Genomic DNA, 25,761 nt, shown 5'->3' on the forward strand with positions numbered 1-25,761 from the left:
GTCACTGCGCGGACGGGGGCGGCCACGCGTCGCCCCAGTCCGCGTCGCGCGCCGCGCGGTAGAGGGGGCCGTGGCGCTTGGTCACGGTCTCCTTGCGCAGGGACTCCTCGACCCCGCACAGGTCGAGGAGCACCTGGCCCTTGCGGATCTGCGGGCGGCGCACCACGCGGGCGGGCGCGGGGTCCGGGTCGAAGCGGACCGCCGCGACATAGCTGAACTTCTCGTCCTCGTACGCGAGGGAGCCGCCCTTGACCTGGCGGTGCAGGGACGACCTGCTGACCCGTGCGGAGAAGTGGCACCAGTCCGTGCCGGGTTCGATGGGGCACGCCGAGCTGTGCGGGCAGGGTGCGGCGATCCGGTAGCCGGCGGCGATCAGCCGGTCGCGGGCCTCGATGATCCGTCCATAGCCGTCGGGGGTGCCGGGCTCGACGATGACGACGGCCTGGGTCGCCGCGTGGGCCGCCGCGTCGACGACGGAGCGGCGGTCGGCCTCCGTGAGCTCTCCGAGGACGTACGAGATGGTGACGAGAGCGGTGCTCTCGATGGTGAGCGTCGATCCGATACGGGAGCGTTGCCATCGGGTGGCGCTCAGCCGGGGTGTCGCTTCGGCCAGTTCCCGCCCGAGTGCGAGCGCGGGCTCGGCCCAGTCCAGGACCGTCACCGGGCGCTCCCCCGCCCACGTCGCCGCGACCGCCCAGGTCGCCGCGCCGGTCCCGCCGCCGACGTCCACGTGGCTGCCGGGCGCCCAGCCCTCGGGCGCCGCGTCCGCGAGGGCGGCCAGCGCGGCACGGACCGCCTCGAAGGTCGCGGGCATGCGGTACGCGGCGTACGCGACGACGTCCGCGCGGTCGCGCAGGATCGGGGCGTCGGTCGGGGTGCGGCCCCGGTAGTTGGCGATCAGCCGGTCGACGGCCTGGGTCGCCTGCTTGGGCGGGAGGCCGTCCAGGAGCCCGGCGAGCGAGGTGCGCAGGGTCTCGGCCGGGGGGTGGGGTGCCGGGGGGATCGGGGCGTTCACCCCGTGATTCTACGGGGGCGTTGCGCTGCGCTGGCGGGGGCGTTGCGCTGCGCTGGCGGGGGCGTTGCGCTGCGCTGGCGGGGGCGGGTGTGGGGTGTGCCTGAGCCGACTCGGTCCCGTGCCTTCGCGTCTGCCCCATGGCGGCCGTCCGGCGGGTGCGGGTCCGGGTGGGCCGGTCGCGCAGTTCCCCGCGCCCCTGAAACCCTTCGGCACCCCGTGCCGTCCCGTGCCCCCCCCCGCTATCGGCCCCGGGCCGCGCGGGACAGGTGGGTGGCGGCTGTGGCGCGAGGGGTGTTGTCCGGGGGGCGGCGGCGGGGGTGGACCGTGTTGGCCAGGAGGATCAGGAATGTGTCCGTTGCCGGGTCGAGGGTGAGGGAGGTGCCGGTGAAACCCGTGTGGCCCGCCGCGCCGCGGCCCGCTAGTTCGCCCATGAACCAGGGCTGGTCGATGGCGAAGCCGAGGCCGTCGCCCGCCAGCATCAGCTCGACGAAGTCGGGGCCGAGGATGCGGGCCCTGCCGTACGAGCCGCCGCACAGCAGCGTGCGGCAGAGCACCGCGAGGTCGCGGGCGGTGGAGAAGAGGCCGGCGTGCCCGGCGATCCCGCCCAGCGCCCAGGCGTTCTCGTCGTGGACGGTGCCGCGCAGCATTCCGCGGTCGGCCTTCGCCCAGGGCCTGCGCTGGTCCTCCGTGGCCGCGGCCTCGGGGCACGGGCCGAAGCCGGTGTCGGCCATGCCGAGCGGGCGGGTGATGCCCTCGCGGACGAGCGCGTCGAGGGGGCGGCGGGTGAGGCGCTCCAGGATGTGCTGGAGGAGGAGCATGTTCAGGTCGGAGTAGACGTATTCGCCCGGCTCGGTGGCCGGGGCCTCCGCGCGGAGGGCCGCGAGGCGTGCGGCGGCGTCCGGGCAGTCGTACAGCGGCAGTTCGGGCCGCAGCCCCGAGGTGTGGGTGAGGAGCTGGCGGACCGTGATGCCGTGCTCGGCGGCGGCCGTGAACTCGGGGACGTACGCCCCGACGAGCGCGTCGATGCCGAGCGTGCCGCGCTCCAGCTGCTGCACGGCGGCGATCGTCGTGAAGAGTTTGGTGAGGGACGCCAGGTCGAAGGGGGTGGTGGTGCGCATGGGCACCCGCCACTCGCGGGGCAGCTCGACGCCGGTGTCGCTCTCCGGGTCGTACGAGGCGTACCGCACCGCCCAGCCCGCCGCCTCCTCGGCCGCGATCACGGGGCCGCGGCCGACGAGGACCACGGCGCCCGCGCACCAGGGGCGCGGCCCGCGCGTCAGGTCGCGCACCCCGGTGACGAGGCGGCCGATCTCGTCGGGGTCGAGGCCCGCGCGGTCCGGTGTGCCGGGGCGCAGGAGTCTGGGTGCGCTCAGTGGTCCGCCTCCTGGGTCGGCTCGTGCTGCCAGGGGCGGCACAGTCCCACGAAGCACGTGACGGCGGCCAGTGCGCAGACCAGTTGGACGACGGCCATCGGGACGGCGGTGTCCTCGCCCGCGATGCCGACGAGCGGGGAGGCGACCGCGCCGATGAGGAAGGAGGAGGTGCCGAGCAGCGCGGAGGCGGAGCCCGCGGCGTGCGGGGTGCGGATCAGCGCCAGCGACTGGGTGTTGGGCAGGGTGAGGCCCATCGACGACATGAGGACGAAGAGCCCGGCGGCGACGGGGAAGAGGCCGACGTCGCCGAGGACGCCGGTCGTCATGAGCAGCAGGGCGATCGCGGCGGTCGTGATCATCGCGAGGCCGGCGGCGAGGACCTTGTTGAGGCTGATCCGGCCGACCAGGACCTTGCCGTTGAGCTGTCCCGCGGCGATCAGTCCGACGGAGTTGACGCCGAAGAGGAGGCTGAAGGTCTGCGGGGACGCGCCGTAGATCTCCTGGATCACGAAGGGCGACGCGGAGATGTACGCGAAGAGCGCGGCGAACGCGAAGCCGCCCGCGATCATGTAGCCGGCGAAGACGCGGTCGGCGAGGAGCGACCTCATGGTGCGCAGCGCCTCGACGGTGCCGCCGCCGTGCCGCTTCTCGGGGGCGAGGGTCTCGGGCAGGCGGCGCCAGACGAGCAGGGTCAGCGCGGTGCCGACGACGGTGAGGACGACGAAGATGCCGCGCCAGTCGGTGAAGCGGAGGACCTGGCCGCCGATGAGGGGGGCGGCGACGGGGGCGACGCCGGAGATCAGCATCAGGGTGGAGAAGAAGCGGGCCATGGCCACGCCGTCGTACAGGTCTCGGACGATCGCGCGGGCGATGACGATGCCGGCGGAGCCCGCGAGTCCCTGGAGGAGGCGGAAGCCGATGAGGAGTTCGGCGGTGGGCGCGAAGGCGCAGGTCGCGGTGGCGATCACATAGACGAGCAGGCCGACGAGGAGGGGGCGCCGGCGGCCCCACCTGTCGCTCATCGGGCCGACGACGAGCTGGCCGAGCGCCATGCCGAGGAGGCAGGCGGTCAGGGTCAGCTGGATGGTGGCGGCCGGGGAGCTCAGGGCGTCGGTGACCTCCGGCAGGGCCGGCAGGTACATGTCCATGGAGAGCGCGGGGACGGCGGTGAGGCCGCCGAGGACGAGGGTGACGAGGGCTCCGGTACGACGGACGGCGACGGGCCCGTGTGGCTCCGCCGCCTCTGTTATCCGGTCCTCTGCCGTTGTCTGCCCACGCTCAGGCATCGCGCCCCTCCCGGTCGATCGGATCCGCTCTCCATGGTCGCAGCTCCCGACGCGTGGTCGGGACCGCATGTACGACGTCGTAGGTGCCGGACATGTGACGTCAGCACGCTTCACTCGTTTAGCAACATCGCCGGGCAATTCGGGCCCCGGCTCCGACCGCCGATCTGGACAAGGCTCGATGCGAATCTCCTTCCTGCTGCAGAACGCCTATGGAATCGGTGGCACCATCCGCGCCACTTTCAATTCCGCCAGTGCCCTCGCCGAGCGGCACGACGTCGAGATCGTCAGCGTCTGGCGCCCGCGCGACAGGCCCAGCCTGCCGCTCGGCGGAAAGGTCCGGCTGCGGCACCTGATCGACAGCCGGCCGCACTCGCCGCGCAACGACCTGGGCGACGCGCTGCTGGGCGAGACCACCTCGCTGGTGCCGCCCGCCGAGGCGCGGGGCGCGGGCTTCGACCGGCTCACCGACCGCCGGGTGGCCCGGTTCCTGCGCCGCACCGACACCGACGTGGTGGTGGCCACCCGGCCGGGCCTGGTGATGTACCTCGCCGAGTTCGGCCGCGACCACTACCTGAGAATCGGTCAGGAACACCGCGTGTACGGCACGCACGAGCCCGGGATCCGCGCCGCCCAGGACGCCGCCATCGCCTCGCTCGACGCGCACACCACCGTCACGGAGGCGGACGCCGTCACGCACCGCAGGCACCTGGCGGGCACGGGCACCCCGATCGTGTCCGTCCCCAACGCCTCACCGCCGCCGCCCCTCACCACCGCATCCGACGGCGAGGCCCGGCTCGTCATCGCCGGTGGGCGCCTCATCCCGGTGAAACGGTACGGCCTGCTGGTGGACGCCTTCGCGACGGTGGCCGCCGCGCACCCGGAGTGGAAGCTGCGGATCTACGGCCGCGGCCCCAAGCACGCGCCGCTGCGGGCCCGCATCGACGAACTGGGCCTGAGCGACCACGTCTTCCTGATGGGCGCCATCCCCTCTCTCGCCACCGAGTGGGCGAAGGGGTCGATCGCCGCCGTCACCTCGCGCGAGGAGTCGTTCGGCATGACCATCGTGGAGGCCATGCAGTGCGGCACCCCGGTGGTCGCCACCGACTGTCCCCACGGGCCCGCCGAGATCATCAGCGACGGCGAGGACGGCCTGCTCGTCCGCTCGGGCGACAGCGGGGCCGTCGCCCGGGGCCTGCTCAGGCTCATCGAGGACGCCGACCTGCGCCGCGCCATGGGCGGCGCCGCCCGGCGCAACGTCGAGCGGTACGCACCCGACCACGTCGCCCGGCGCTACGAGGAACTCTTCACCGAGCTGCGCGCCGCCTCCCCGCCCGCCCCGGTGCCGCTCGACTGCCGGCTGGCGGCCGGTGCGGGGCGCGCCCGGGCGGCCGTCCGGCAGGCCGTGCGGCGGACCGTGCGCAGGGCGGGGCGGCGGCGCCCGGCGGGCCCCGCGCTGCGCCCGCGCTCGACCTGCGCCGTGAACGCCGCGGGCGATCTCGTCGTACGCCTGGACCGGGCCGGCATGCCAGGCACCGCGTTCACACTGACCGCGACGCTCCGGGGCTCCGAGGGCCGGGACGAGCAGCTGGTCGAGGTGCCGCTGCGGCGGCCCGAGACCGACGACGAGCCCTGGACGGCCGTGCTGGAGCGCCGCGCCCACCCGCTCGCCGAGGGCCGCTGGGACTTCCACATCGTCCGCTCCGACGACGGGGCGCGGCGCCGGGTCGCCGCCACGACGGTCGAACAGCGCGGCCTGCTGAGCCTGCGGGCCGCGCCGGAGGCGCCGTTCGCCTGGTGGATCCCCTACGCGACCGTCAAGAACAACCTCTCCGTGCGGTCCTGGCGCCGCCCCGCGCACGCGGAGGCCCACACGGTGGCCACCGACGGGACGTCGTGCGCGGTCGAAGGGACGCTGTACGGCGCGGAGTTCGCCCCGGGACAGCCGCCCCGGCTCCTCGCCGTACCGCGCCACGACCCCGCCGCCGCCTTCGAGGCCGATGTGACGACGTCGGGGAAGGACCGTTTCCGCTTCTCCCTGGCGTACTCCCGGCTGCCGGCCGCCGGCGAGGGCGCCGCCCCGGAGACGTGGGACCTGGCGCTGTCCCTGTCCCCCGGGGCCGAGCCGGTCCGCCTGGCGCGCGTCATCGGCGACGTCGTCGCCCGCAAGCGGACCGACGTGTATCCGGCCGGGCACCTCGCCGACGAGGCCGGTGCCGCCGTCTCCGTGCGCCCCTACTTCACCGTGAACAACGACCTGGCCCTGGCGCGCAGGACGCCGCGGGAGACCGCCGACCGCTACGCGGGCCGCAGCCCCGGGTCGCCCGCCTCCGTCACGAACGACGCCGCCGTCCTGATGGGGGCGCCGGGCGTCGTCACCGCCGACACCGTCTTGAAGTCGGCGCGCGCCGAGTCGGAGCCGAGCGCGACCGTCACGTAGCCGCGGCGGCCGTTGTAGAACTTCAGGTGCGGGTTGGCCTTGGTGTAGGTGTCCCAGTTGGCCGGCTTGTCCGCGCCGTCCTTGCCGCTGGCGATGGACGTGGCGACGATCTCCGTGCCGACGGTCTTCGAGGACGGGTCGTCGAAGTCGGCCTTGATGTCGAAGGCGTAGCCGACGTGCACGTCACCGGTGAGGACCATGAGGTTCTCGATGTCCGCCGAGCGCGCGCCCGCGAGGACCCGCTTCCGGGAGGCGCGGTAGCCGTCCCAGGCGTCCATGGAGAGCTTGGCCTGCGCGTTGAGGTCGAGCTTGCGCTGGGAGAAGGTGACCTGCTGCGGGACGACGTTCCACAGCGCCCGCGAGCGGCGCCAGCCGTCGATGAGCCAGCGCTCCTGCGTGGCGCCGGTGATGGTGCGCCTCGGATCGTCGGTCTCGGGACCGGGGACGTGCGCCTTGTCGCCGTACGCCTGGTCGGAGCGGTACTGCCGGGTGTCGAGGATGTCGAACTGGGCGAGGCGGCCCCACTTCAGGCGCCGGTAGAGCTGTGCGTCGGGCCCGCTCGGCAGCTGCCCGCGGCGCAGCGGCTGGTTCTCCCAGTACGCGCGGTAGGCGGCGGCACGGCGGAGCAGGAACTCGGCCGGCGGGTTGCCGTTCTCGTCGATGTCGTCGGCGTAGTTGTTCTCGGCCTCGTGGTCGTCCCAGGTGACGACAAAGGGGTGCGCGGCGTGGGCGGCGCGCAGGTCCGGGTCGGACTTGTAGAGGGCGTACCGCAGGCGGTAGTCCTCCAGCGTCTGCGTCTCCTTGTTGAAGTGGGCGGGCAGGGTGCGGTCGGTGTAGTTGCGGGCGCCGCCGACCGCGTTGACGGCGTACTCGTAGAGGTAGTCGCCGAGGTGGAAGACGACGTCGACGTCGTCCTGCGCCAGGTGCTTGTACGCGGTGAAGTAGCCGTCGTGGTACGCCTGGCAGGAGACGGCGGCGAGGGTGAGGGCGCCGGCGCGGCTGCCGATGGGCGGCGCGGTGCGGGTGCGGCCGGTCTCGCTCACCCAGCGGCCCGTCTTGAAGCGGAAGTAGTAGGTGCGGCCCGCGTCGAGGTGGTCGGCCTCGACGTGCACGGTGTGGCTGAACTCGGGGTGGGCGGTGACCTTGCCGCGTCTGGCGACGCGCCGGAACCTCGCGTCGTGGGCGAGCTCCCAGTCCACGGTGACGCGCTCGCGGGGCAGGCCGCCGTCGGGCTCGTACGGTGCGGGGGCGAGCCGGGTCCACAGCAGGACGGAGGAGGGCAGCGGGTCGCCGGACGCGACGCCGAGCGTGAAGGGGTTCTTGCTGATGCGGCGGGCGTCGAGCTCGGCGGCACCGGCGACGCCCGCGGTGGGCAGGTTGGTGGCGAAGGCGAGCGCGGCGGCGGCGCCGGTGACGGTGAGGAACCTGCGGCGTCCCAAGTGGCGGGCGGCGGCACGGAGTTCCGGTGCGTGGTGCTGGCCTGCGGGTGTCATGTGGCCCTCCCCTGACGATTGCTGTCAGGGGCATGTAAGTGGCGGGGGACGACGTGGGACTGTCGCGTACACAACAGCCGCATGGCGGGCGGATGATGTCCGCGTGGACGGCCCTCCCGTACGCTGCGGGGCCATGAACGCTGAGCGAACTGCATCGCCGAAGACCGCCGTGGTGACCGGAGCCGGCTCCGGAATCGGCCGCTCCGTCGCCCTGGAACTGCTCGCAGCGGGCTGGTCCGTGGCGCTCGCGGGGCGCCGCACGGAGACGCTGGAGGAGACGGCGGCCCTCGCGCCGAGGGAGGCCGGCGGCGCCTTGTGTGTCCGTACGGACGTGTCGCGCCCCGAGGACGTCGCGGCGCTCTTCTCCCGCGTCCGCGCGGACTTCGGGCGCCTGGACCTCCTCTTCAACAACGCCGGTACGTTCGGTCCCGGCGGCGTGCCGGTCGAGGAGCTTCCCTACGAGGCCTGGCGGCACGTCGTCGACACCAACCTGAACGGCGCGTTCCTGTGCGCGCAGGCGGCCTTCCGGCAGATGAAGGAGCAGGACCCGCAGGGCGGCCGGATCATCAACAACGGATCCATCTCGGCCCACGCCCCGCGCCCGCACTCGGTGGCGTACACGGCGACGAAGCACGCCCTGACGGGCCTGACGAAGTCACTGTCGCTGGACGGCAGGCCCTACCGGATCGCGGTCGGCCAGATCGACATCGGCAACGCCGCGACCGACATGACCGAGCGCATGCAGTCCGGGATCCCCCAGGCCAACGGGCAGCTCGCGACCGAGCCGGTCATGGACGTGGCGGACGTGGCGCGCACGGTGCGGCACATGGCGGAGCTGCCGCTGGAGGCCAATGTCCAGTTCGCGACGGTGCTCGCGACCAACATGCCGTACATCGGGCGGGGTTGACGCGCGGGGAGGGTGCAGCGCGCCGGGGCCGATATCTCCACAAGTGGAATGCGGCATACCGCATCAAGGCCGGTCGGAGATCCCCGTATGCTCGGCTTCTCTCCACGAGAACTTCACACTTGGAGCACTCCTTGCGCATACGTACCGCGGCCCCCGCCGTCCTCACCGCCACCGCCCTGTCGGTGGCCCTGCTCGCCGCGTCCCCCGCGTCGGCGGCGACGGCACGCCACCAGGGCGGGCTGCACCTCGGTTCCATCCAGTACGACAGCCCGGGCCGGGACACCCGCTCGAACTCCTCACTGAACGCGGAGTGGGTGAACATCCACAACAACACCCGCTCGGCGATCCAGCTCAAGGGCTACAAGCTGAAGGACGACACCGGCTACACGTACACCTTCGGCAGCTACAACATCGGCGCGGGCAAGACCGTCAAGGTCCGCACCGGCAAGGGCACCAACGCCTCCGGCGTGCGCTACTGGGGCCGCACCAACTACGTCTGGAACAACACCGGCGACAAGGCCCGCCTCATCAAGCCGAGCGGCGCGCAGCAGGACTCCTGCTCGTGGGCGCGGCTCGGCTCCGGTTCCGTCAGCTGCCACTGACCGCTGTCAGGGGGAAGGGCGGCCGCTCAGGCCTGGCCCGTCTCGAAGCGGGAGATCTTGCCGCCGTCGACGGTGAACCGCCACTTCGTGCGCATCTCGCCCCAGGTGTCGTTGCGGTAGGAGACGACCAGCACGCGGCCGCCGTCCGACTCCGTCTCGACGTCCATGTGGCCGTTGGAGGAGAAGATCTCGCGGTCCGTCCAGTCCGCGACGTCCCGGTCGGAGCCGTCGTCCGACATGGTCGCGCCGGGCGCGAGCAGGGTTTCGAAGGCGTCCTTGTCGTGGGCGTTCACCGCGGCGACGAAGGACCGGACCGTGGGGTCGGAGAGACGGCTCACCTGAATACTCATGGGCCCACGGTCACACCGGTCGGCGCGCGTCGCCACCGGGGCCGCCGCCCTCCCCCGGTCGCACCGGGCGGGTCACCCGGACGGACCCGCGGGCCGGGTGGCGCGGGCCGGTCCGGTGGACGGTGGAGGCGGACGTATCCGCCACCCCGCCGAGGGGCCGAACCGGGAGTTCCCCATGACCACCTGCTCGTGTCCGGACCGCCGAGACGTCGGGCTGCTGCTGCTCCGTGCGGGCACCGGCGGAGTGCTCGCCGCGCACGGCGCCCAGAAGCTGTTCGGCTGGTTCGGGGGCGGGGGCGTCGCGGGCACCGGCGCCTTCATGGAGTCCGTCGGCTACGCGCCGGGCAAGGTGAACGCCGTCGTGGCGGGGCTCGCCGAGGCGGGCGGCGGCGTCCTCCTCGCCCTCGGCCTCGCCACCCCCGCGGCGGGCTCGGCCGCGGCGGGCGCGATGGCCGGTGCCGCGGCCGTGCACGCGCCGAACGGCTTCTTCAGCCAGGGCGGCGGCTACGAGTACCCGGCGTTCCTCGGCATGGTCTCCGCCGCACTCGCCGTCACAGGGCCCGGCCGCTACTCCGCCGACCACGCCCTCGGCCACTCCCTCAACCGCGCCTGGATGGTCCCGGCCGCACTCGCGGGCACGGCGGTCGGCGTACTCGTGACGCTCGGAGCACGGAAGAAGACCGTCCGGGCGGCGGGGGCGGGGGACGAGGGCGGCTCGTCCGACGCGTAGCCGCCGTGGCAGGCTGCGGGGCATGGACGACGATCAGCGGGGCGCGTCGGCGTCGGGGGGCCTGCGGGATGCGTGGGAGACCGTCGACCGCCTCTACGAATGGCTGGATTCCCACAACCGCAAAGCGCCCCAAGAGGCCCTGCTGCTGCGGATGCTGAAGCTGTCGGAGGAGGTCGGCGAGGTCGCGCAGGCGGTCATCGGCGCCACCGGCCAGAATCCGCGCAAGGGCACCAGCCACACCTGGGACGACGTACAGGCGGAGCTCTGCGACGTCATCGTCACGGCCATGGTCGCCCTGCGCACGCTCACCCCGGACGCGGCACAGGTCCTGGCCGGACACCTGCACCGCGTCGACCAGCGGTCCAGGGGGGCCGGGGAGGCTGAGGACTGACCGAGCTGGCGGGGCAGGAAAAGTGCTGGTCCAGGGGCCGGTCGGCGGGTTAGCGTGCCGGGTCATGACCACTGACACCGATCATCCCCCGCGGCTCACCCGCCTCACCTTCCACGGCCCGCTCTCCGAGGCCCGCGCGGACCGGCTGGTGGAGCGGCTGGCGGCGGCGGGTCCGCGTACCGTCCTCGACATCGGCTGCGGCTGGGGCGAGTTGATGCTGCGCGTCCTCGAAGCCGTGCCGGAGGCGACCGGTGTCGGTGTCGACATCAAGGGCGAGGACCTGGAGCGCGGCCGCGCGAACGCCGCGGCGCGCGGGCTCGACGGCCGGGCCCTCTTCGCCGAGGAGTCGGCGACGGACACCGCCCGCGGCCCCGCCGACGTCGTGCTGTGCCTCGGCGCGAGCCAGGCCCTCAGCTCCGCCGAGCCGCCCCGGACGACGACCGAGGCGCTGCACGCGCTGCGCCGCCTGGTGAATCCGGGCGGCCGCGTCGTGCTCGGCGAGGGCTTCTGGCAGCGCGAGCCCACGGCGGAAGAGCTCGCCGCGATGTGGCCGGACGCCGACGCGGGCGAGCACCTGGCGCTTGGCGACCTGGTGGACGCGGCGATCGAGGCGGGGTTCCGCCCGCTGTGGGTGGAGACGGCGAGCGTCGAGGAGTGGGAGGAGTTCGAGTCGGGCTACCGCTCCGACGTCGAGGAGTGGCTCGCCGCGCACCCCGGCCACCCGCTGGCCGCCGAGACCCGCGAGCGCGTCGACGCGCAGCGTTCCTCCTGGCTGCGCGGCTATCGCCGGGTGCTCGGCATCGCGTACCTGACCTTGGTGCCGGTCGGGCCGGTCGGGCCGGTCGGGCCGGTCGGCTGAGAGCGGCTAGGGTCGCGCACCATGGACGCCATGGTCACTGCGGTCAGCAGCAACGGAACGTACTCCTTCTCCAAGCCGAACCGCGAGAGCGTCACGCTGCTCGCGGGCCTCGGCGTCGAGGGGGACGTGCATGCCGGTACGAAGGTGAAGCACCGCTTCCGTGTCGCCCGGAACCCCGACCAGCCGAACCTCCGCCAGGTCCACCTCATGCACGAGGAGCTCTTCGACGAGCTGGCGGACGACGGCTACACCGTGGCGGCGGGCGAACTCGGCGAGAACATCACCACGCGCGGCATCGACCTGCTCGGCCTGCCCGTGGGCGCGCTGCTGCGCCTCGGTGACGAGGCCGTCGTCGAGATCACCGGCCTGCGCAACCCGTGCCGCCAGATCGACGGGTTCCGGGCCGGTCTGATGAAGAAGGTCGTCGGCCGTGACGCGTCCGGGGCCGTCCGCCACAAGGCCGGGGTGATGAGCGTGGTCCGGCAGGGCGGCGAGGTCCGGCCCGGCGACGTGATCGAGGTCGTCCTGCCGGAGGGCCCGCACCGCCCCCTCGAAACGGTCTGACGCCCTGAACGTCGCGCACGGCACCTACCGAAGTAGGGCCGCGCGCGACTTTCGGCGGCTGTGCGGGCCCGATCCCCGCTCCTAGCGTCGTGGAGGAGACGACCGGCGGGGCGGCGGAACGGAGTGCACGGGATGGCGGGCAAAGAGCTCGGCAAGGCGCGAGGCGAGAGGCGGGGCGAGACGCGGGACGAGCGGGGCAAGGCGCAGGGCACGGTCACGGAGCTCGGGCATCCGCGAGGGGATCTGCTGCTCCTGCTCGTCGGTCTCCCTCTCCTCGGGCTGCTGCTCGGCCTCGTCGTGCCGCGGCTCGCCCGCTGGGCCTCCGGATCGCCGGTGCTGCCGTGGCGGGACGGCATCGAGTTCGTCGGCAGGCTCGACGCGCCCTGGCAGACCGCGCTCGTGGTGGCCGCCGGCCTGGTGGCCGGGCTCGTCCTCGCCTTCACGGCGATCGCCGAGACGGTGTCGCTGAAGCTGACCGACGCGCGGGTGCACGTCGAACAGGACGGCCGGACCCGGACCTTCGAACGCGCTGCCGTCTCCGCGGTGTTCCTCGACGGCAAGCACCTGGTGCTGCTCGGCACGGACTCGGGCGAGCTCGTGCGGGGCGAGCCCAGTGCGCGGGCCGCCGCGCTGGCCGCCGCCTTCCGCGCGCACGGCTACCCGTGGCGGGACGGCGACCCGCACGCGTCGCTGTTCCACCGCTGGATCCCCGGCACCCCGGACCTGCCCGCCGAGGTCCACGCGCTTCTCGCGGCACGCAAGGCCGCGCTGCGGCGGAAGGCCCCGCAGGACGCCAGGGACCTGGCCGAGACGGTGCGGGGGCTCGGTTTCGTCGTACGCGACGAGGGGGCGGAGCAGTACTGGCGCCCCCTCGCCGGAGGTGCGGGCGGAGCCGGGTCAGAACACGAACGGGCCCGGTGACTGCGCCGACGTGGCGTTGCAGGTGACCGTGATCCCGAAGACCACTATCTTCAGGGACTTCCCTTCCAGGCTGTCGCCCGCGGCGACGGTCCCGGTGAGCGGTCCGGTGGAGACGGCGCCGCCGGCCGGGATGGCCGGGTTGGAGCTGCCGGTGAAGTCGGTCGTCCCTGTGCCGTTCTTGGTGAGGGTGAGGGTGGAGTTGACGGAGCCCGCGCCGAGGTCGATCGGGGCGGTGATCGCCGAGGTGGACACGCTGATGGTCGCGTTGGTGCCGTCCTGAGCGGCGGTGAGGGTCGCCGTTCCGGAGCCGTACGATCCGCAGTCGAACGAGAGGGTGGCGCTCTGCGGTTCCACGGCACCGGCCGCGGGCGCCATCGCGAGCGCGCCGACGGCGAACGCGCCGACGCCGAGGGCCGAGCCGATGCCTCTGCCGAGTCTGCCGGTACCGCCGAGTCTACCGTGCCTGCTGCCGTGTCTGCTGCCGTGTCGCATGGAGGACCTGCCTTCATGAGGTGGGGGGAGTGAGGGGGGACGCGAGTGCCGGCCCGCGGCCTGACGGGCAGTCAGCAGGCCGGATCGCTGCCCATTGAGGCACAGGGGTCTTGGGGCGACAAGGCCGATCCCCAAGATTCTTGACATGGCACGCTCAATTCCAGCCGTGGGGCGCTCGGCCCCACGGCCCCATGCCGACGGATCCTCGTGGAGCGGGTGGAAGACGTCACCGGCTGTCGCCGGGGGCGCCTCCGTCCCGCAGCGCCTCCGCCGCCTCCCTCGCCAGGAGTTCGACGTACGCGCCGGTCCAGGCCTCGACCGTGGTGCGGTCCCACAGGTCCGTCGAGTACTCCAGATATCCGGAGAGCACGTCGCCCGTGGGGATCAGGCCGAAGTTGAACTCGGAGCGCGCGCCCGGGACCGCGAGGTCCTCGACCGCCGTGGTAACGCCCGGCAGTTCGATCTCCGTCTCCAGGGAGCTCTGGTACTGGAAGCCGAGCGGCAGCCGCTCGGGCACCTCCGTGCCCAGTGCGGCGCTCACGTCCGCCGCCACCGCCCGGATCGGCGCGGCGTGGTCGATGGCCCCGACCGAACTGCGCGCCACCTGGTCCACCAGCGCCCCGAACGACGCGGCCTCGCCGCCCCGCACCCGCAGCGTGAAGGACGAGACCGTGCAGGCCGCGAGCGCCTCGAACTCGCGCCGCTCGCGGTTGGCGTAGGAGATGCCGAGCACGACGTCCGGCTCCTTGCCCACCTCCGCGACAAGGCGGGCCAGCGCGGCCGCCGTCACCACGAAGGGCGTCGTGCGGTGCCGCCGTGACAGCGCCTCGACGTCGGCGCGGGCGGCCCGGTCCACAGTGAACAGGACCACGTCCCCGGCCCCGCTCAGCTCCGCCGGGCGGGGCCTGTCCAGCGGCAGCGGCATACCGAAGGGGGCGCCCTTCAGCTGACGCGTCCAGTAGTCGACGAGCCGGCCCTTGTCCTCCGTACGGCTCCGCTCGCGCTGCCAGCGCGCGTACTCCCCCGGCTGCGGGACGTCGTCCGGCAGGCCGTGCGGGGTGCCGGTGGCCGCCGCCCGGTACAGCGCGGCGAGTTCGCGCAGCAGGACGCTGACCGACCAGCCGTCGCAGGCCGCGTGGTGCAGGACGAAGAGCAGCGTCCACCGGTCGCGTCCGGTGCGCAACAGGCGGAGGACCGGGGCGAGTTCCGCCTCGATGTCGAAGGGGGTCGCGGCCACGTCGGCGGCCGTGCGTGCCGCCTGCTCGTCGGCGGCGGCCGCCGATCCGTGCCGCGCGTACAGATCCTCCTCCGGCAGCTCCACCGGCCGGGCCGGCAGCGCCTCCTGCCACCATTCGCCGCCGTCCTCCACGAAGCGGGTGCGCAGGGCCTCGTGCCGGGCGACGAGCTGGGTGAGCGCGGTCCGCAGGGCCGGTACGTCCAGGGCTCCCGTCAGAGTGAGCCGCATCGCCACGTTGTAGATCTGCGGACGGGGGTGCGTGCGGTGCCGGGTGATGAAGGCGCCCTGCTGGGCGGTGACGGGGGCGCGCACCGGCACGTCCTCGCCTCCCCCGGCGTCTCCTGCGAGGTACGCCGCCATCGCCCGCAGCGTCGGCTCCTCGTAGAAGCGCGCCACCGGGTACTCCGTGCCGAACTCCTCCCGCACACCGTTCGCCAGCCGGATCGCCGTGATCGAGTGGCCGCCCAGCTCGAAGAAGGACGCGCCGGAATCGATCGACGCCGCGTCGACCTCGAACTCCGCCGCCCAGAGACGCTTCAGGCGCGCCTCGATGTCCGACGTCGAGGGTGCCGGGGGTATTGAGGGCACCGTGTGCGTCGGCGGGGGCGGGGCGGTCGAGGTGGTGAGGGCGGGGGCGGGGAGTGCGGCGCGGTCCACCTTGCCGTTGGGGGAGATGGGGAGTTCGGGGAGCACGGCCCAGGCGTGGGGCACCAGGTGGTCCGGGAGGCGGGCCGCGAGGTCCGCCGTCAGACGGTCGGCGAGTTCCCGCTCCCGCGCCGGGGCGGGCGACGCGGGTACGACGTAGGCCGCGAGGTAGGCGTCGTCCCGGCGGTCGCGGTGGGCCAGGACGAGGGCGTCACGGACCTCCGGCAGGCCGGTCAGGGTGCGCGTGACCTCCTCGGGTTCGACGCGGTGGCCTCGTATCTTCACCTGGTCGTCGGCCCGGCCCCGGAATTCCAGCGCCCCGTCGCCGGTCCAGCGGACCAGGTCGCCCGTGCGGTACATCCGCCCTTCGGCACCCAGCGGGTCGTCGACGAAGCGCTCCGCCGTGAGGTCCGGCCTGCCCAGGTAGCCGGCGGCCACCCCGGGCCCGCCGACGTACAGCTCCCCCACCTCACCGGCGGGCACCTCCCTGCCGCGCTCGTCGAGCACCCGCAGGGTGACGTTGTCGACGGGGCGGCCGATCGGGATAGGGCCGTCGGACGGGTCCGGTTCCACTGTCGCGACCGTGCACAGCACCGTCACCTCGGTCGGGCCGTAGACGTTCACCGTCTCGTACGGGACGCCGGGGCGCGGGCGGGTGCGCAGCACGTCGCCGCCCAGCAACAGGTGCCGCAGCGGGGGCTGTTGCGGCTCGGGGAGCGCGAGGACCGCCTCGCCGAGAGCCGTCGGCAGGATGGAGAAGGTGATCCGCCGGTCCGCGTACCAGCGGGCCAGCGCCGCCGGGTCCCTGCGGACCGCCTCGTCGGCCACGACGACCGTGGCGCCCGCCGTCAGCGCCGGCCAGATCTCCAGCACGGCCGCGTCGAAGCCCTGGCTGCAGACGGCGGCACTGCGGTCGTCCGCCGTGAACCCGAACCGCTCGTGGTGCCACTGGCAGAGGTCCACGACGGCCCGGTGCGGGACGGCCACGCCCTTGGGGGCGCCGGTGCTGCCCGAGGTGTAGATGGCGAAGCAGAGGGAGTCGGGGGTGGGCCGTGTCGCCGCCGGGCCGCTCGGGGGCGTCGGGGCCGCGTCGGTGACGGTGGCGGCGGTGACGTCCAGCAGTGTCGTCCCGGCCGGCCACGTCGGCCGTGCGCCGGCATCCGCGGCCTGCGTCCCGTCCGCCACCACGATCCGCGCGCCGCTCTCCGCCAGAACGGCCTCGGCCCGCGCCCTGCCCTGTCCGGGGTCCAGCGGCACGTACCCGCGTCCCGACTTGAGGGCCGCGAGCATCGCGACGATCAGGTCGGCGCCGCGCGGCAGCCACAGCGCGACCGGCGCGCCGCCGCCGTCCGCCGTCCGCAGCACGGCCGCCAGTCGCTCGGCACGGGCGTTCAACTCGCCGTACGTCAGCGTCACTTCGCCACTGATCACCGCGACGCGGTCCGGGGCGACCTCGGCCCACCGCGAGGCCAGGGCGTCGACGGTGCTGCGCGTCCGCTGCCGGACGGGCCCGTGCCGCCACTCCCGCGCCACCGCGGCCTGCGCGCTCCCGGCCCCCACCGCCTCCGCGAGGACCTCGCGGAAGGTGCCGAAGAGCGCGTCGACCGTCGCCTCGTCGAAGAGGTCGGTGTGGTACTCCAGGTGGCAGCGGATGCCGTCGGGCTGGTCGGTGAAGTACACGCTGAGGTCCGTCAGCGCCTTGTCGGGCCCCGAGTCGAGCGGCGTCGCCCGCACGCCGGGCAGGTCGAAGCTGAAGGGGTCGCCGGTCTCGAACTCGGCGAGCGTCTGGAAGACCGGCGTCCGGTCGAGCGTGCGGGCCGGCGCGAGCTCCCGTACGACCGCCTCGAAGGGCACGTCCGCGTGGTCGTACGCGTCCAGGGCCACCCCCCGTACCCGGTCGAGGAGCGTGCCGAAGTCCGGGTCGCCGGAGAGGTCGAGGCGCAGCGCGAGGGTGTTGACGAAGAAGCCGACGACGTCCTCGTACTCGGGGGTGCGGTCGGACATCGGGGTGCCGATGACCAGGTCGTCCTGGCCGGTGACGCGGCGCAGGGCGGCCGCGTAGCCGGCGAGCAGGGCCATGAAGAGGGTGCTGCGGCGCTCGCGCGCGAACTGCCGCACCTTGTCGGACAGTTCGGGGTCGAGGGTGCGGAACAGGGCGCGGCCGTTGGAGGTCATGACGGCGGGCCGCGGCCGGTCGGTGGGCAGCCGCAGCACGGGCAGGTCGCCGTCGAGCGTCTTCTTCCAGTACGCGAGGTCCTCGGCCGCCTTCGGACCGGTGAGCGCGGTGCGCTGTTCGCGGGCGTGGTCGGCGTAGGTACGGGTGAGGGCGGGGAGTTCCGCGGCCGGTGCGCCCGGCAGGTGGGCGCGGTAGAGGGCGGAGACGTCGCGGGCGAGCACGGCGGCCGATGCCGCGTCCATCACGATGTGGTGCAGGGAGAGCACGAGGACGTGCCGCCGCTCGCCGAGCCGGACGAGGCGCGTGACGAACAGGGGGCCGTTCGCGAGGTCGAAGCGGCGCTCGCTCTCGGCCTTGAGCACGTCGGCGACGGGGTCACCGGCGCCGGTGCCCTTTCCTGTACCGTCCACGACTTCGAAGTCCACCTCTCCCGGGGGGAGTGTGAACTGCCGCGCCTCACCGCCCACTTCGCGGAACACCGTGCGCAGCTGGTCGTGCCGTTCGGCGAGGTCGGACAGGGCGGCGCGCAGCGCGGGGACGTCCAGCGGGCCTTCGAGCTCGATGGCCTTGGTCTCGTTGTACGCGGTACGGCCCGGCAGCATCCGCTCCAGGAACCAGACGCGCTGCTGCCCGGGGGACAGGGGCGCCCCGCGGTCGGCGACCGGCTCCGGTGCAGAGGAAGCCACGTACGCCCGGCGCAGCCCGTCGAAGTGGACCAGGCCGTCCCGCAGCGCGGTGGGCGCGACACCGAAGTCGACGAGGCCGACGATCTCGTCGGCGCCCGCGGCGCGCACCGCGTCCACGACGGGCCGCACGCTCTCGGGGCTGCCGATGAGGGCCCGCTGGTCGCAGTAGCGGTCGTAGGCGCGGCGGAATACCACGTCCAGGTCGTCCTCGGTCATCGCCGACAGGTCGATGCGGTGGCCCAGGCTGTTGGCGACGTTGCCGAAGAGGGAGAGGGAGGAGCGCATGTACCGCGACAGCGGATCGCGCGCCTCTGCACGGGCCGTCGCGTGGTCCTCGGCGAGGTAGGTGTGCAGCAGCACGGCCACGTGCCCGGCGTCCGGGTCCAGGCCGCACTCGGCGCGCGTGCGCCGGTAGAGGGCTATGTTGTCGCGGAGCTGCTCGACGCTCTGCGTCATGAGGTTGGTGACGATGCCGACGTCGTGGCGGGCGGCCAGCTCGTACGACGCCGGGTTGCCGACGACGGCCGTGTACATCGGCGGGGCGTCCTGGACGGGGCGGGGGAACAGCCGCAGGTCGCTCTCGCCGTCCCCGGTGGTGCGGCGCACGGGCTCACCGCGCCACAACTGCCTGACCTGCGCCACCTGTTCGTACATCATCTCCCGGTGCGAGCCGAAGCGCTCGGGGAAGAAGACGAAGTCGTCGGCGTTCCAGCCGCTGGCGCAGCCGATGCCGATGCGGCCGCCGGAGAGGTTGTCGACCATCGACCACTCTTCGGCGACGCGGATCGGGTCGTGCAGCGGCAGCACCACCGAGCCCGCGTTGATGCGGACGCGGCTCGTCTCACGGGCGAGCGCGGCGGCGAGCACGACGGGGTTGGGGAAGAGACCGCCGAAGGAGTGGAAGTGCCGTTCGGGGATCCACAGGGAGTGGAAGCCGTTGCGGTCGGCGAACCGGGCCGTCTCCAGGAGGTGGTCGTACTTGCCGTGCCGGGGGGTCGCCTCGTCCTGCGGGTAGTCGCCGAAGAAGTAGACGCCGAAGTCGAGGGGGCGGGCGGGTTCCGACTGCTCCTGCTGGAGGGTGGCCGCGCTGTTCCAGGCCATGGCCTGTGGCTTGGCGGAGACCTTGGCAGGTGCCTTCGCAGGCGCCTTGGTGCAGGGCTTGGCGGGGCTCCCGAGCGGGAAGCCCGCCGCGCGCAGCTCCCGCAGCGAGTCCTTCACCGCGTCCACGATGAACTCGATGTCCCCGTCGGAGTGTTCGGTGGAGAGGAAGAAGTTGCGCCACTCCCACACGTGCACGCCGCGCAGCATGAGGTGGTGGTAGAGCAGTTCCATGTCCGCGCGGTGCTCGAAGCGGAACATCGAGCCGAAGTGGCTCATGCGCAGGGCGAACCCCTCCGCCTCGAAGAAGGCGTTGAGCGTGGCGGCCATGTCGTCGGTGCGGGCGTTCAGGCGCTCCTGGAGCCGCGGGCTGTGCTCCTTGAGGTGGGCCAGTACGGCACGCGTGGCGACCATCGACACCGGGTGCTGGATGTACGTACCGCCGAAGAACGTGGTGTCGGCCCGCGGGTAGCTGTCGTCCCCGTACTGCCAGTGGCCGCCGTCGATGCCGTCCATGATGTCGGCGCGGCCCGCGATGGCGCCGATGGGGAAGCCGCCGCCGAGCAGCTTGCCGTACGTGGCCAGGTCGGGCGTGACTCCGTAGAGCTCCTGCGCGCCGCGCGGCGCGGGGCGGAAGCCGGTCAGCATCTCGTCGAAGAGCAGCACGATGCCGTGCCGCCGGGTCAGTTCGCGCAGTCGGCGCACGAACTCGGCGGGCCGCAGCGACGGGTGGCGGCTCTGCACCGGCTCCACGACGACCGCCGCGATGCCGGCGGCCTCCCGCTCGATGACGGCGAGGCTCTCCTCGCTGCCGTACGGCAGGACGAGCAGGTCGGCGACGGCGTTGTGCGGCACGCCCGCGGACATCGGCACGGTGGTGAGGCCGTCGCCGCCGGTGTGCGGGGAGCGGCCGAGTACGTTGTCGTTGTGGCCGTGGTAGGCGCCCTCGAAGGTGATGATGCGGGAGCGTCCCGTGGCGGCGCGGGCGAGCCGGATGGCCGCGGAGTTCGCCTCCGTGCCGGAGTTGGCGAAGGCGACGCGCTCCATGCCGGTCAGCTCGGCGAGCAGCTCGGCGGCCTCGCCGGTCTCCACGTTGCGCGGGCCGAGCTGGATGCCGCGCGACAGGTGCTCGCGGACCGCTTCGGTGACGAAGGCGGGCTCGTGGCCGAAGAGCAGGACGCCGAAGCCCATGGTGATGTCGACATAGCGGTTGCCGTCGACGTCCTCCAGCCAGGAGCCCTTCGCCCGCCGCCCCGCGATGGGGTACAGCATCTCCTTCGTACTGCTGCGGAAGCCGACCGCCGCCCTGCTGTCGGCGAGCACACGGCGGTAGCGCTGGGTGATGCTCTTCGATGTGGGCGTCTTGGCGGTGTAGCGGCGGACGAGGTCGGCCAGGTGGGCCCGCTGGCTGTCGGAGGCGTTGCCGCGGAGCATTCCGGAGCCGCGGGACACCTCCAGGCGGGGGCCGTGCTGGGCCGGGCGCGGCGCCGGAGTCTCCTCGGCCGCTGCCGTCGCCCCCATCTGCTCGGTGATGCGCCGCGAGAGCTCGGCCATCGCGGCGAGGTCCGCGTCGACCGCGGCGGAGACGGAGCCGGGGTGCGCGGTCATCGGTCACCCCGCGCGGGCTGCGTGGGCTGCACTGTCTGCGCTGCCTGTGCCGTCTGTGCCGTCTGCGCGGCGAGCAGCTGGGAGAGCTGGCCCATGAGCTGCAGCTGCATCTGGGTGAGCTGGTGCACCTGGCGCACGAGGTCCTCGACCTCCTGCCGGGTGGCGTACTCCGTGGACGCCGCGGGGGCGGGCGCCACCGCCGGTGCGGGGGCCGTGGGCGCGGGGCTCGTGGGCGCCGCTTGGACCTGCGGCTCCGGCAGAGGGTCCGGAAGTCGTTCGGGCCGCGGCTCGGCGCGCCCCGCCGTCGCCGTCGCCTTCGCCGCGATGATCTCCGCGAGCCCCCGTGCCGTGCCCGCCTCCTCGAAGAGCTCCCGCATCGACACCTTGACCTGGTGCTCCTCCTCCAGCTCCCGGAGCACCCCGATCATCTGGAGGGAGTCCGCGCCGAGGTCGAAGAAGGAAGCGTCCTCGGCTATCTCGCTCGTGTCGTAGCTGAGGTGCTTCGCGGTGACCTTGATGATGTGCTGGAGCACGCGCTCGACCGCTGCCTCGTCCTGTGCCACTTCCGCCCCACCCTTTGCCGGTTGTTCGGGTTGTACGGGCCGGGGAAGGAAGTTCTCCGGCCCTGTCCAGTAGTCCTTGTGCTGGAATCGGTAGCCGGGCAGGGGGATCCTGCGCCCCGTCCCGCCCATGAAGACCCGCCAGGCGACGGGCGCGCCGGCCCGGTACAGACCGGCGGCCGCGTCCCACAGCGGTTCGAGCCCGGCGCCGCGCCGCAGCGACGGAAGGGCCGCCCGGTCGGGGAGCTCCCGGCGTGCGAGGCCGCTGAGCGTCGTGTGCGGCCCGATCTCCACCAGCGCGCCCACGCCGTCGTACGCCGCCGACCTCAACTCCTCCAGTACGTCCGCGAAACGCACCGGCTCACGCGCCTGCCGTACGAAGTAGTCGGCGTCCGGCACCCAGCCGGGCGGCCGGGTGCGCCCGTCCAGACCGCTCACGAACGGCACCTCGGCCGGGCGCGGTCGCACGTCGGCGACCAGCTGCCGCAGCCCGTCGAGGGCCGGGTCCATGAGGGCGGTGTGGAAGGCGTGCCGCACCGGGAGTTCCCGTGCGTGGACGCCGCGCGCCGCGAGCCGTTCCGTCAGCCGTTCCATGGCGGCCACCGGGCCCGCGAGGACCTGGTTGTGCTCGCCGTTGGTGACGGCGAGCTCCACGCCGGGCACCTCGGCGGCCAGCCTCTCCGCCGTGGCCCTGTCCGTCGGGACCGCGGCCATCGCGCCGGGCTCGCACCGGAGCCGCATGAGCCTGCCGCGGCCCGCGGTCAGCCGCAGCCCGTCCTCGGCGGACAGCACGCCCGCCGCGTACAGCGCGCCGTACTCCCCCACGCTGTGCCCGGCCACGACGTCCGGCGCGATCCCGGCCTCCCGCCACAGGCGGACGAGCGCGCACTGCAGCGCGAAGAGCGCGGGCTGCGCCACCTCGGTGGGCCAGACCGGCTCCTCCGCTCCCGCTTCTCCGCCCGCTTCGCCGAGCAGCGGGCCGAGGAGGCTGTCGCCCCCGGTGAGCTCGGCGAACTGCCGCTCGCAGGCGTCCAGTACCTCGCGTACGACGGGAAAGCGCTCGTGGAGAGCGCGGGCCGCGCCCCGGTGGAGGCTGCCCTGCCCCGTGAAGAGGAACCCGGCACCACCCGCGCCCGACGTCCGGGGCCGGGGCTGCGGATGCGGCCGGGTGAGCCAGTCGTCCAGGGCGCCGGTCAGCGCGGCCACGGTGTCGCCCCGCACGGCGAGCCGGTGTTTGCGGTGGGCGCGGCCGAGGGCCTGCGTGGTCACGAGGTCCGCGAGATGTGTCCCTGGGTGTGCGCGCAGGTGGTCGCGGAGGGCCGTGGCGTTGGCCGCGAGCGCCTCCTCGGTGTGGCCCGCGACCAGCAGGAGGCCCGGGGGCGGTGGGGCGTCGGCGGGCCGGGGCGCGGGCTCGGGGGCCTCTTCCAGGACGACGTGGACGTTGGTGCCGCCGACGCCGAACGAACTGACGCACGCCCTGCGCGGCACGTCGCCCTTCGGCCACGGCCGTGCGGATTCGGGGATGTAGAACGGACTGGCCGCGAGGTCGAGGGCAGGGTTGGGGCGGCGGAAGTTTGCCATCGGCGGGATGACGCCGTGCCGCAGCACGAGGAGGGCCTTGACCAGGCTCGCGAGGCCCGAACACACGTCGAGGTGCCCGATGTTGGCCTTGACCGAGCCGAGCGCGCAGTACCCCGTACGGTCGGTGTCGGCGCGGAACGCGGCGGTGGCGCCCTCGAACTCGATGGGGTCGCCCTTGAACGTGCCGGTGCCGTGCGTCTCCAGGTAGCCGATGGTGGCCGCGTCGACGCCCGCCCGCGCCAGGGCACGGCGGATCGCGCCGCGCTGGCCGGCCGCGCTGGGCGCGGTGAACGCCTTCTTGTCCGCGCCGTCGTTGTTGACCCCCCAGCCCCGGATGACGCCGTGGATGTGGTCGCCGTCCGCCACCGCCCGGTCGAGGCGCTTGAGCACCACCGCCACGACGCCCGTGCCCCCGACCGTGCCGTCCGCGCCGGCGTCGAAGGGCCGCAGCCGGCCGCTCTTGGAGAGGATGGACCCCTTGACGTACTGGTAGCCGAGCACCTGCGGCACGTGGAGGGCGGTGGCACCGGCGACAGCGATGTCGCACTCCCCGGCGACGACGGACTGCGCCGCGAGGTGGACCGCGGTGAGCGAACTGGAGCACGCCGTCTGGACGTTGACGGCGGGTCCTGTGAGGCCGAGGCGGTAGGCGGCGCGGTTGGCGGTGAAGTCGGTGAAGTTGCCGATGGTGACCTGGAGTCCGGCGACCCAGTCCGCGATGCCGCCCCGGAGGACGTTGTTCTGCAGATAGGTCTGGAGGGAGTAGAGGTGGTAGCCGGTGCTGGCGTACACGCCGACGTCGTGACCGTGGCCGCCCCGGTCCCCGGCCGCCCCTTCGTCGCCGCCCGCGTACCCGGCGTTCTCCAGCGCGTGGTGCACGCACTCCAGGAACAGCCGCTGCTGCGGGTCGGTGATCCGGGCCTCGTGCGCGCTCATTCCGAAGAACCCGGCGTCGAACCCCGCGATGCCGTCGAGGACCCCGCTCGCCCCGACGAACTCCTCCGCGCGGTACGCCTCTTCGGGCACCCCGGCGGCGGCGAGCTCGGCGTCGGTGAAGCGGCGGATGCGGTCGGCGCCGTCGCGGATCGTGCGCCAGAACTCCTCCGGCGTGTCCGCGCCGGGCAGCCGGAAGGACATGCCGACGACGGCGACGGAGACGTCGGGGCCGGAGGCGGGGCCTGTGGCAGGCGTGGTCATCGGGGCTCACTCTCGCTCTTCACGGGGTTCCCGGGCTTCGTCGACGTGCCGCCCTCCGGTGGCGGTGCCGCCGTGCCCCGTCGGCCCTGACGCACCATGACGACGAACATCCCGAGGCACAGGGCGATCGCCAATCCGTGCAGTAGGCCCACCACTTGGAACGGTGAGAAGTGGTCAAGGAGCGCGCCGCTGACCAGCATCCCCAGGCCGAAGCCGGTGTTCTCGACCGAAGCGGAGAGCCCGAAGAGCCTGCCCCGCTGCTCGTCGGGGGCCGCCTGGAGACGGGTGACGTAGGCGATCTCGGTCAGTCCGTCGGCCATGCCCGCCACCAGGGCCGCCGCGACCGCCACCCCCGTGGGCAGCCCGGCGAAGACCACGATGAACGCGGCCGACATCACACAGGCCCCGACCGCGAACGCCCGCTCCCCCGGCCCCTGCCGGCCGCCGCGCCCGCCCCACCGCCCGCACACCTGCTGCATGACGATGTTGCCGATGGCCCACGTGGCCCAGAACTGGCTGATGAACGTGGCCGGATGGGACGGGTCGAGGTCGCTGGAGTACACGGGCAGGGCCACGTTGTGGGACGAGGACCCGAGGCCGTCGGCGGCCCGGAGGGCGATCATGAGGGTGAGGACAGGGGCGGCCCGCAGCAGAAGAAGCGCCCCGGCCCCACGCCGCTCCGCCTTCCGCCCGGCGTCCTCTTTCCCGCCGGAGCCCTCGGAGCCCGTGGAGTCCCCTGCCTCCGCCCTCGTACGGATCGGGAGCGAGAGCAGCACACACGCGGAGACCGCGAAGGTGGCGGCGTCCAGGGAGATGGCGGCGACGTATCCCAGCTGGGCGACCACGACACCCGCGGAGGCGAAACCGGCGATCATCGCGAGCGAACGCCCGGTCGCGAGGAGCGAGTTGGCGCGCAGCCGCAGGTCGCTGCCGACGATCTCCGGGATGCTGCTGCGCAGCGCCACGCCCGACAGGGTCGAGCAGAAGCCGGTCACGACGGCCAGGACGTAGAGAAGCCCCGCACGTCCCGCGTCGGGGGCGATCAGCAGCGCTATCATGGCGGCGCACTGCGTCAGATCGGCGCCGACCATCAACCTCTTGCGGTCGTACGCCGAGACCAGGCGTCCGCTCACAAAGCCGGACACGACACTGGTCAGCAGGCGTACGGCCATGAAGATCCCCGCGGCCAGCGCGCTGTCGGTCACCTCGTAGACGAACACGTTCAGGGCGACCATGTTCAGGTAACTGCCGTACGCCGAGACGGCGTTACCCGCGACGAGCAGGCGAAAGTGGAGCAAGCGTTCCCCCCTGGTCCGCGCCGGGCTGCCATTCAGAACGTGTACGGCTGCCGCTCAGCCGAGACCGCCTTCACACTCGCCCGCACCGAAGCACGCCTACAGTCACCCGAATTGGGGACTTGACATGGTCGATGGCGCTCAGTAGCGCAGCGTTTCCCCTGGGTATGCGGGGATTCCTTTCTGTTTCTCCACGACCGTGGTTAGATCACGTTGCGGCCACAGCCGCCGTACGTGTTGACAGTCCCTCCCGGAGGG

The 25,761-nt window shown here is 73.4% G+C and carries 16 protein-coding genes and 1 pseudogene; 8 read left to right on the forward strand and 9 right to left on the reverse strand.

The features are described from left to right. Position 1 precedes the first annotated feature (1 nt). The 3 genes from ACH4D5_RS00755 to ACH4D5_RS00765 form a co-directional block, all read right to left on the reverse strand. A complete protein-coding gene (locus ACH4D5_RS00755) occupies positions 2–1,015 on the reverse strand; it encodes a small ribosomal subunit Rsm22 family protein (RefSeq protein WP_398297144.1) in 1,014 nt (337 codons plus the stop codon). A 239-nt stretch (positions 1,016–1,254) separates the two neighbouring features. After that, positions 1,255–2,430, reverse strand: coding sequence for a serine hydrolase domain-containing protein (locus ACH4D5_RS00760; protein WP_398297146.1), 1,176 nt, complete (start codon positions 2,428–2,430; stop codon positions 1,255–1,257). Continuing rightward, entirely contained in the window at positions 2,385–3,674 is a 1,290-nt protein-coding gene (locus ACH4D5_RS00765; RefSeq protein WP_398297148.1) for a multidrug effflux MFS transporter, read from the reverse strand. The genes ACH4D5_RS00760 and ACH4D5_RS00765 overlap by 46 nt, the downstream gene beginning before the upstream one ends. A 538-nt stretch (positions 3,675–4,212) precedes the next feature. Between ACH4D5_RS00765 and ACH4D5_RS00770 the strand changes: the two are divergent. Beyond that, positions 4,213–4,956 (forward strand): annotated as a pseudogene (locus tag ACH4D5_RS00770) (glycosyltransferase); the annotation flags it as partial. Positions 4,957–5,969: 1,013 nt separating this feature from the next. Here the strand turns inward: ACH4D5_RS00770 and ACH4D5_RS00775 are convergent. Next, positions 5,970–7,604, reverse strand: a complete 1,635-nt coding sequence (locus tag ACH4D5_RS00775; RefSeq protein ID WP_398297150.1) for an alkaline phosphatase D family protein — start codon at positions 7,602–7,604, stop codon at positions 5,970–5,972. A 133-nt stretch (positions 7,605–7,737) separates the two neighbouring features. Between ACH4D5_RS00775 and ACH4D5_RS00780 the strand changes: the two genes are divergently transcribed. Together ACH4D5_RS00780 and ACH4D5_RS00785 are read left to right on the forward strand one after the other, a co-directional pair. Then, entirely contained in the window at positions 7,738–8,511 is a 774-nt protein-coding gene (locus ACH4D5_RS00780) for an SDR family oxidoreductase (RefSeq protein ID WP_398297152.1), read from the forward strand. A gap of 131 nt (positions 8,512–8,642) precedes the next feature. Continuing rightward, complete coding sequence (locus ACH4D5_RS00785; protein WP_398297154.1) at positions 8,643–9,113, forward strand: lamin tail domain-containing protein; 471 nt, start codon at positions 8,643–8,645, stop codon at positions 9,111–9,113. 26 nt (positions 9,114–9,139) lie between these two features. Here ACH4D5_RS00785 and ACH4D5_RS00790 read toward each other — a convergent pair whose 3' ends face one another. Next, the gene (locus ACH4D5_RS00790) at positions 9,140–9,463 is read right to left on the reverse strand and encodes a nuclear transport factor 2 family protein (RefSeq protein ID WP_398297156.1); all 324 of its coding nucleotides are present in this window, start codon (positions 9,461–9,463) and stop codon (positions 9,140–9,142) included. Positions 9,464–9,638: 175 nt separating this feature from the next. Here ACH4D5_RS00790 and ACH4D5_RS00795 point away from each other — a divergent pair, with 175 nt between their 5' ends. From ACH4D5_RS00795 to ACH4D5_RS00815, 5 genes are all read left to right on the forward strand, one after another. Then, positions 9,639–10,193, forward strand: a complete 555-nt coding sequence (locus tag ACH4D5_RS00795) for a DoxX family protein (RefSeq protein ID WP_398297158.1) — start codon at positions 9,639–9,641, stop codon at positions 10,191–10,193. A gap of 22 nt (positions 10,194–10,215) precedes the next feature. After that, positions 10,216–10,584: a MazG-like family protein gene (locus ACH4D5_RS00800; RefSeq protein ID WP_398297160.1), complete on the forward strand. Its 369-nt coding sequence runs from the start codon at positions 10,216–10,218 to the stop codon at positions 10,582–10,584. A gap of 64 nt (positions 10,585–10,648) precedes the next feature. Then, on the forward strand, positions 10,649–11,443 hold the full coding sequence (locus tag ACH4D5_RS00805) for an SAM-dependent methyltransferase (protein WP_398297162.1): 795 nt from the start codon (positions 10,649–10,651) through the stop codon (positions 11,441–11,443). 21 nt (positions 11,444–11,464) lie between these two features. Next, positions 11,465–12,007 (forward strand): MOSC domain-containing protein, encoded by a 543-nt coding sequence (locus ACH4D5_RS00810; protein WP_398297164.1) that lies wholly within the window; start codon positions 11,465–11,467, stop codon positions 12,005–12,007. A 132-nt stretch (positions 12,008–12,139) separates the two neighbouring features. Beyond that, complete coding sequence (locus ACH4D5_RS00815; RefSeq protein WP_398297166.1) at positions 12,140–12,928, forward strand: hypothetical protein; 789 nt, start codon at positions 12,140–12,142, stop codon at positions 12,926–12,928. Here ACH4D5_RS00815 and ACH4D5_RS00820 read toward each other — a convergent pair. The 4 genes from ACH4D5_RS00820 to ACH4D5_RS00835 form a co-directional block, all read right to left on the reverse strand. Beyond that, on the reverse strand, positions 12,905–13,420 hold the full coding sequence (locus tag ACH4D5_RS00820) for a hypothetical protein (RefSeq protein ID WP_398297168.1): 516 nt from the start codon (positions 13,418–13,420) through the stop codon (positions 12,905–12,907). The two genes, ACH4D5_RS00815 and ACH4D5_RS00820, sit on opposite strands and share 24 nt — an antisense overlap. Before the next feature lie 226 nt (positions 13,421–13,646). Further along, positions 13,647–20,870, reverse strand: coding sequence for a MupA/Atu3671 family FMN-dependent luciferase-like monooxygenase (locus ACH4D5_RS00825; protein ID WP_398297170.1), 7,224 nt, complete (start codon positions 20,868–20,870; stop codon positions 13,647–13,649). Further along, a complete protein-coding gene (locus tag ACH4D5_RS00830) occupies positions 20,867–24,208 on the reverse strand; it encodes a type I polyketide synthase (RefSeq protein ID WP_398297172.1) in 3,342 nt (1,113 codons plus the stop codon). Before ACH4D5_RS00830 ends, ACH4D5_RS00825 begins: the two co-directional genes overlap by 4 nt. Continuing rightward, positions 24,205–25,506, reverse strand: a complete 1,302-nt coding sequence (locus tag ACH4D5_RS00835; RefSeq protein ID WP_398297174.1) for an MFS transporter — start codon at positions 25,504–25,506, stop codon at positions 24,205–24,207. The genes ACH4D5_RS00830 and ACH4D5_RS00835 overlap by 4 nt, the downstream gene beginning before the upstream one ends. Between the last annotated feature and the right edge of the window lie 255 nt (positions 25,507–25,761).

It is taken from the genome of Streptomyces sp. NPDC018029 (assembly GCF_044327655.1).
Lineage (GTDB): Bacteria > Actinomycetota > Actinomycetes > Streptomycetales > Streptomycetaceae > Streptomyces.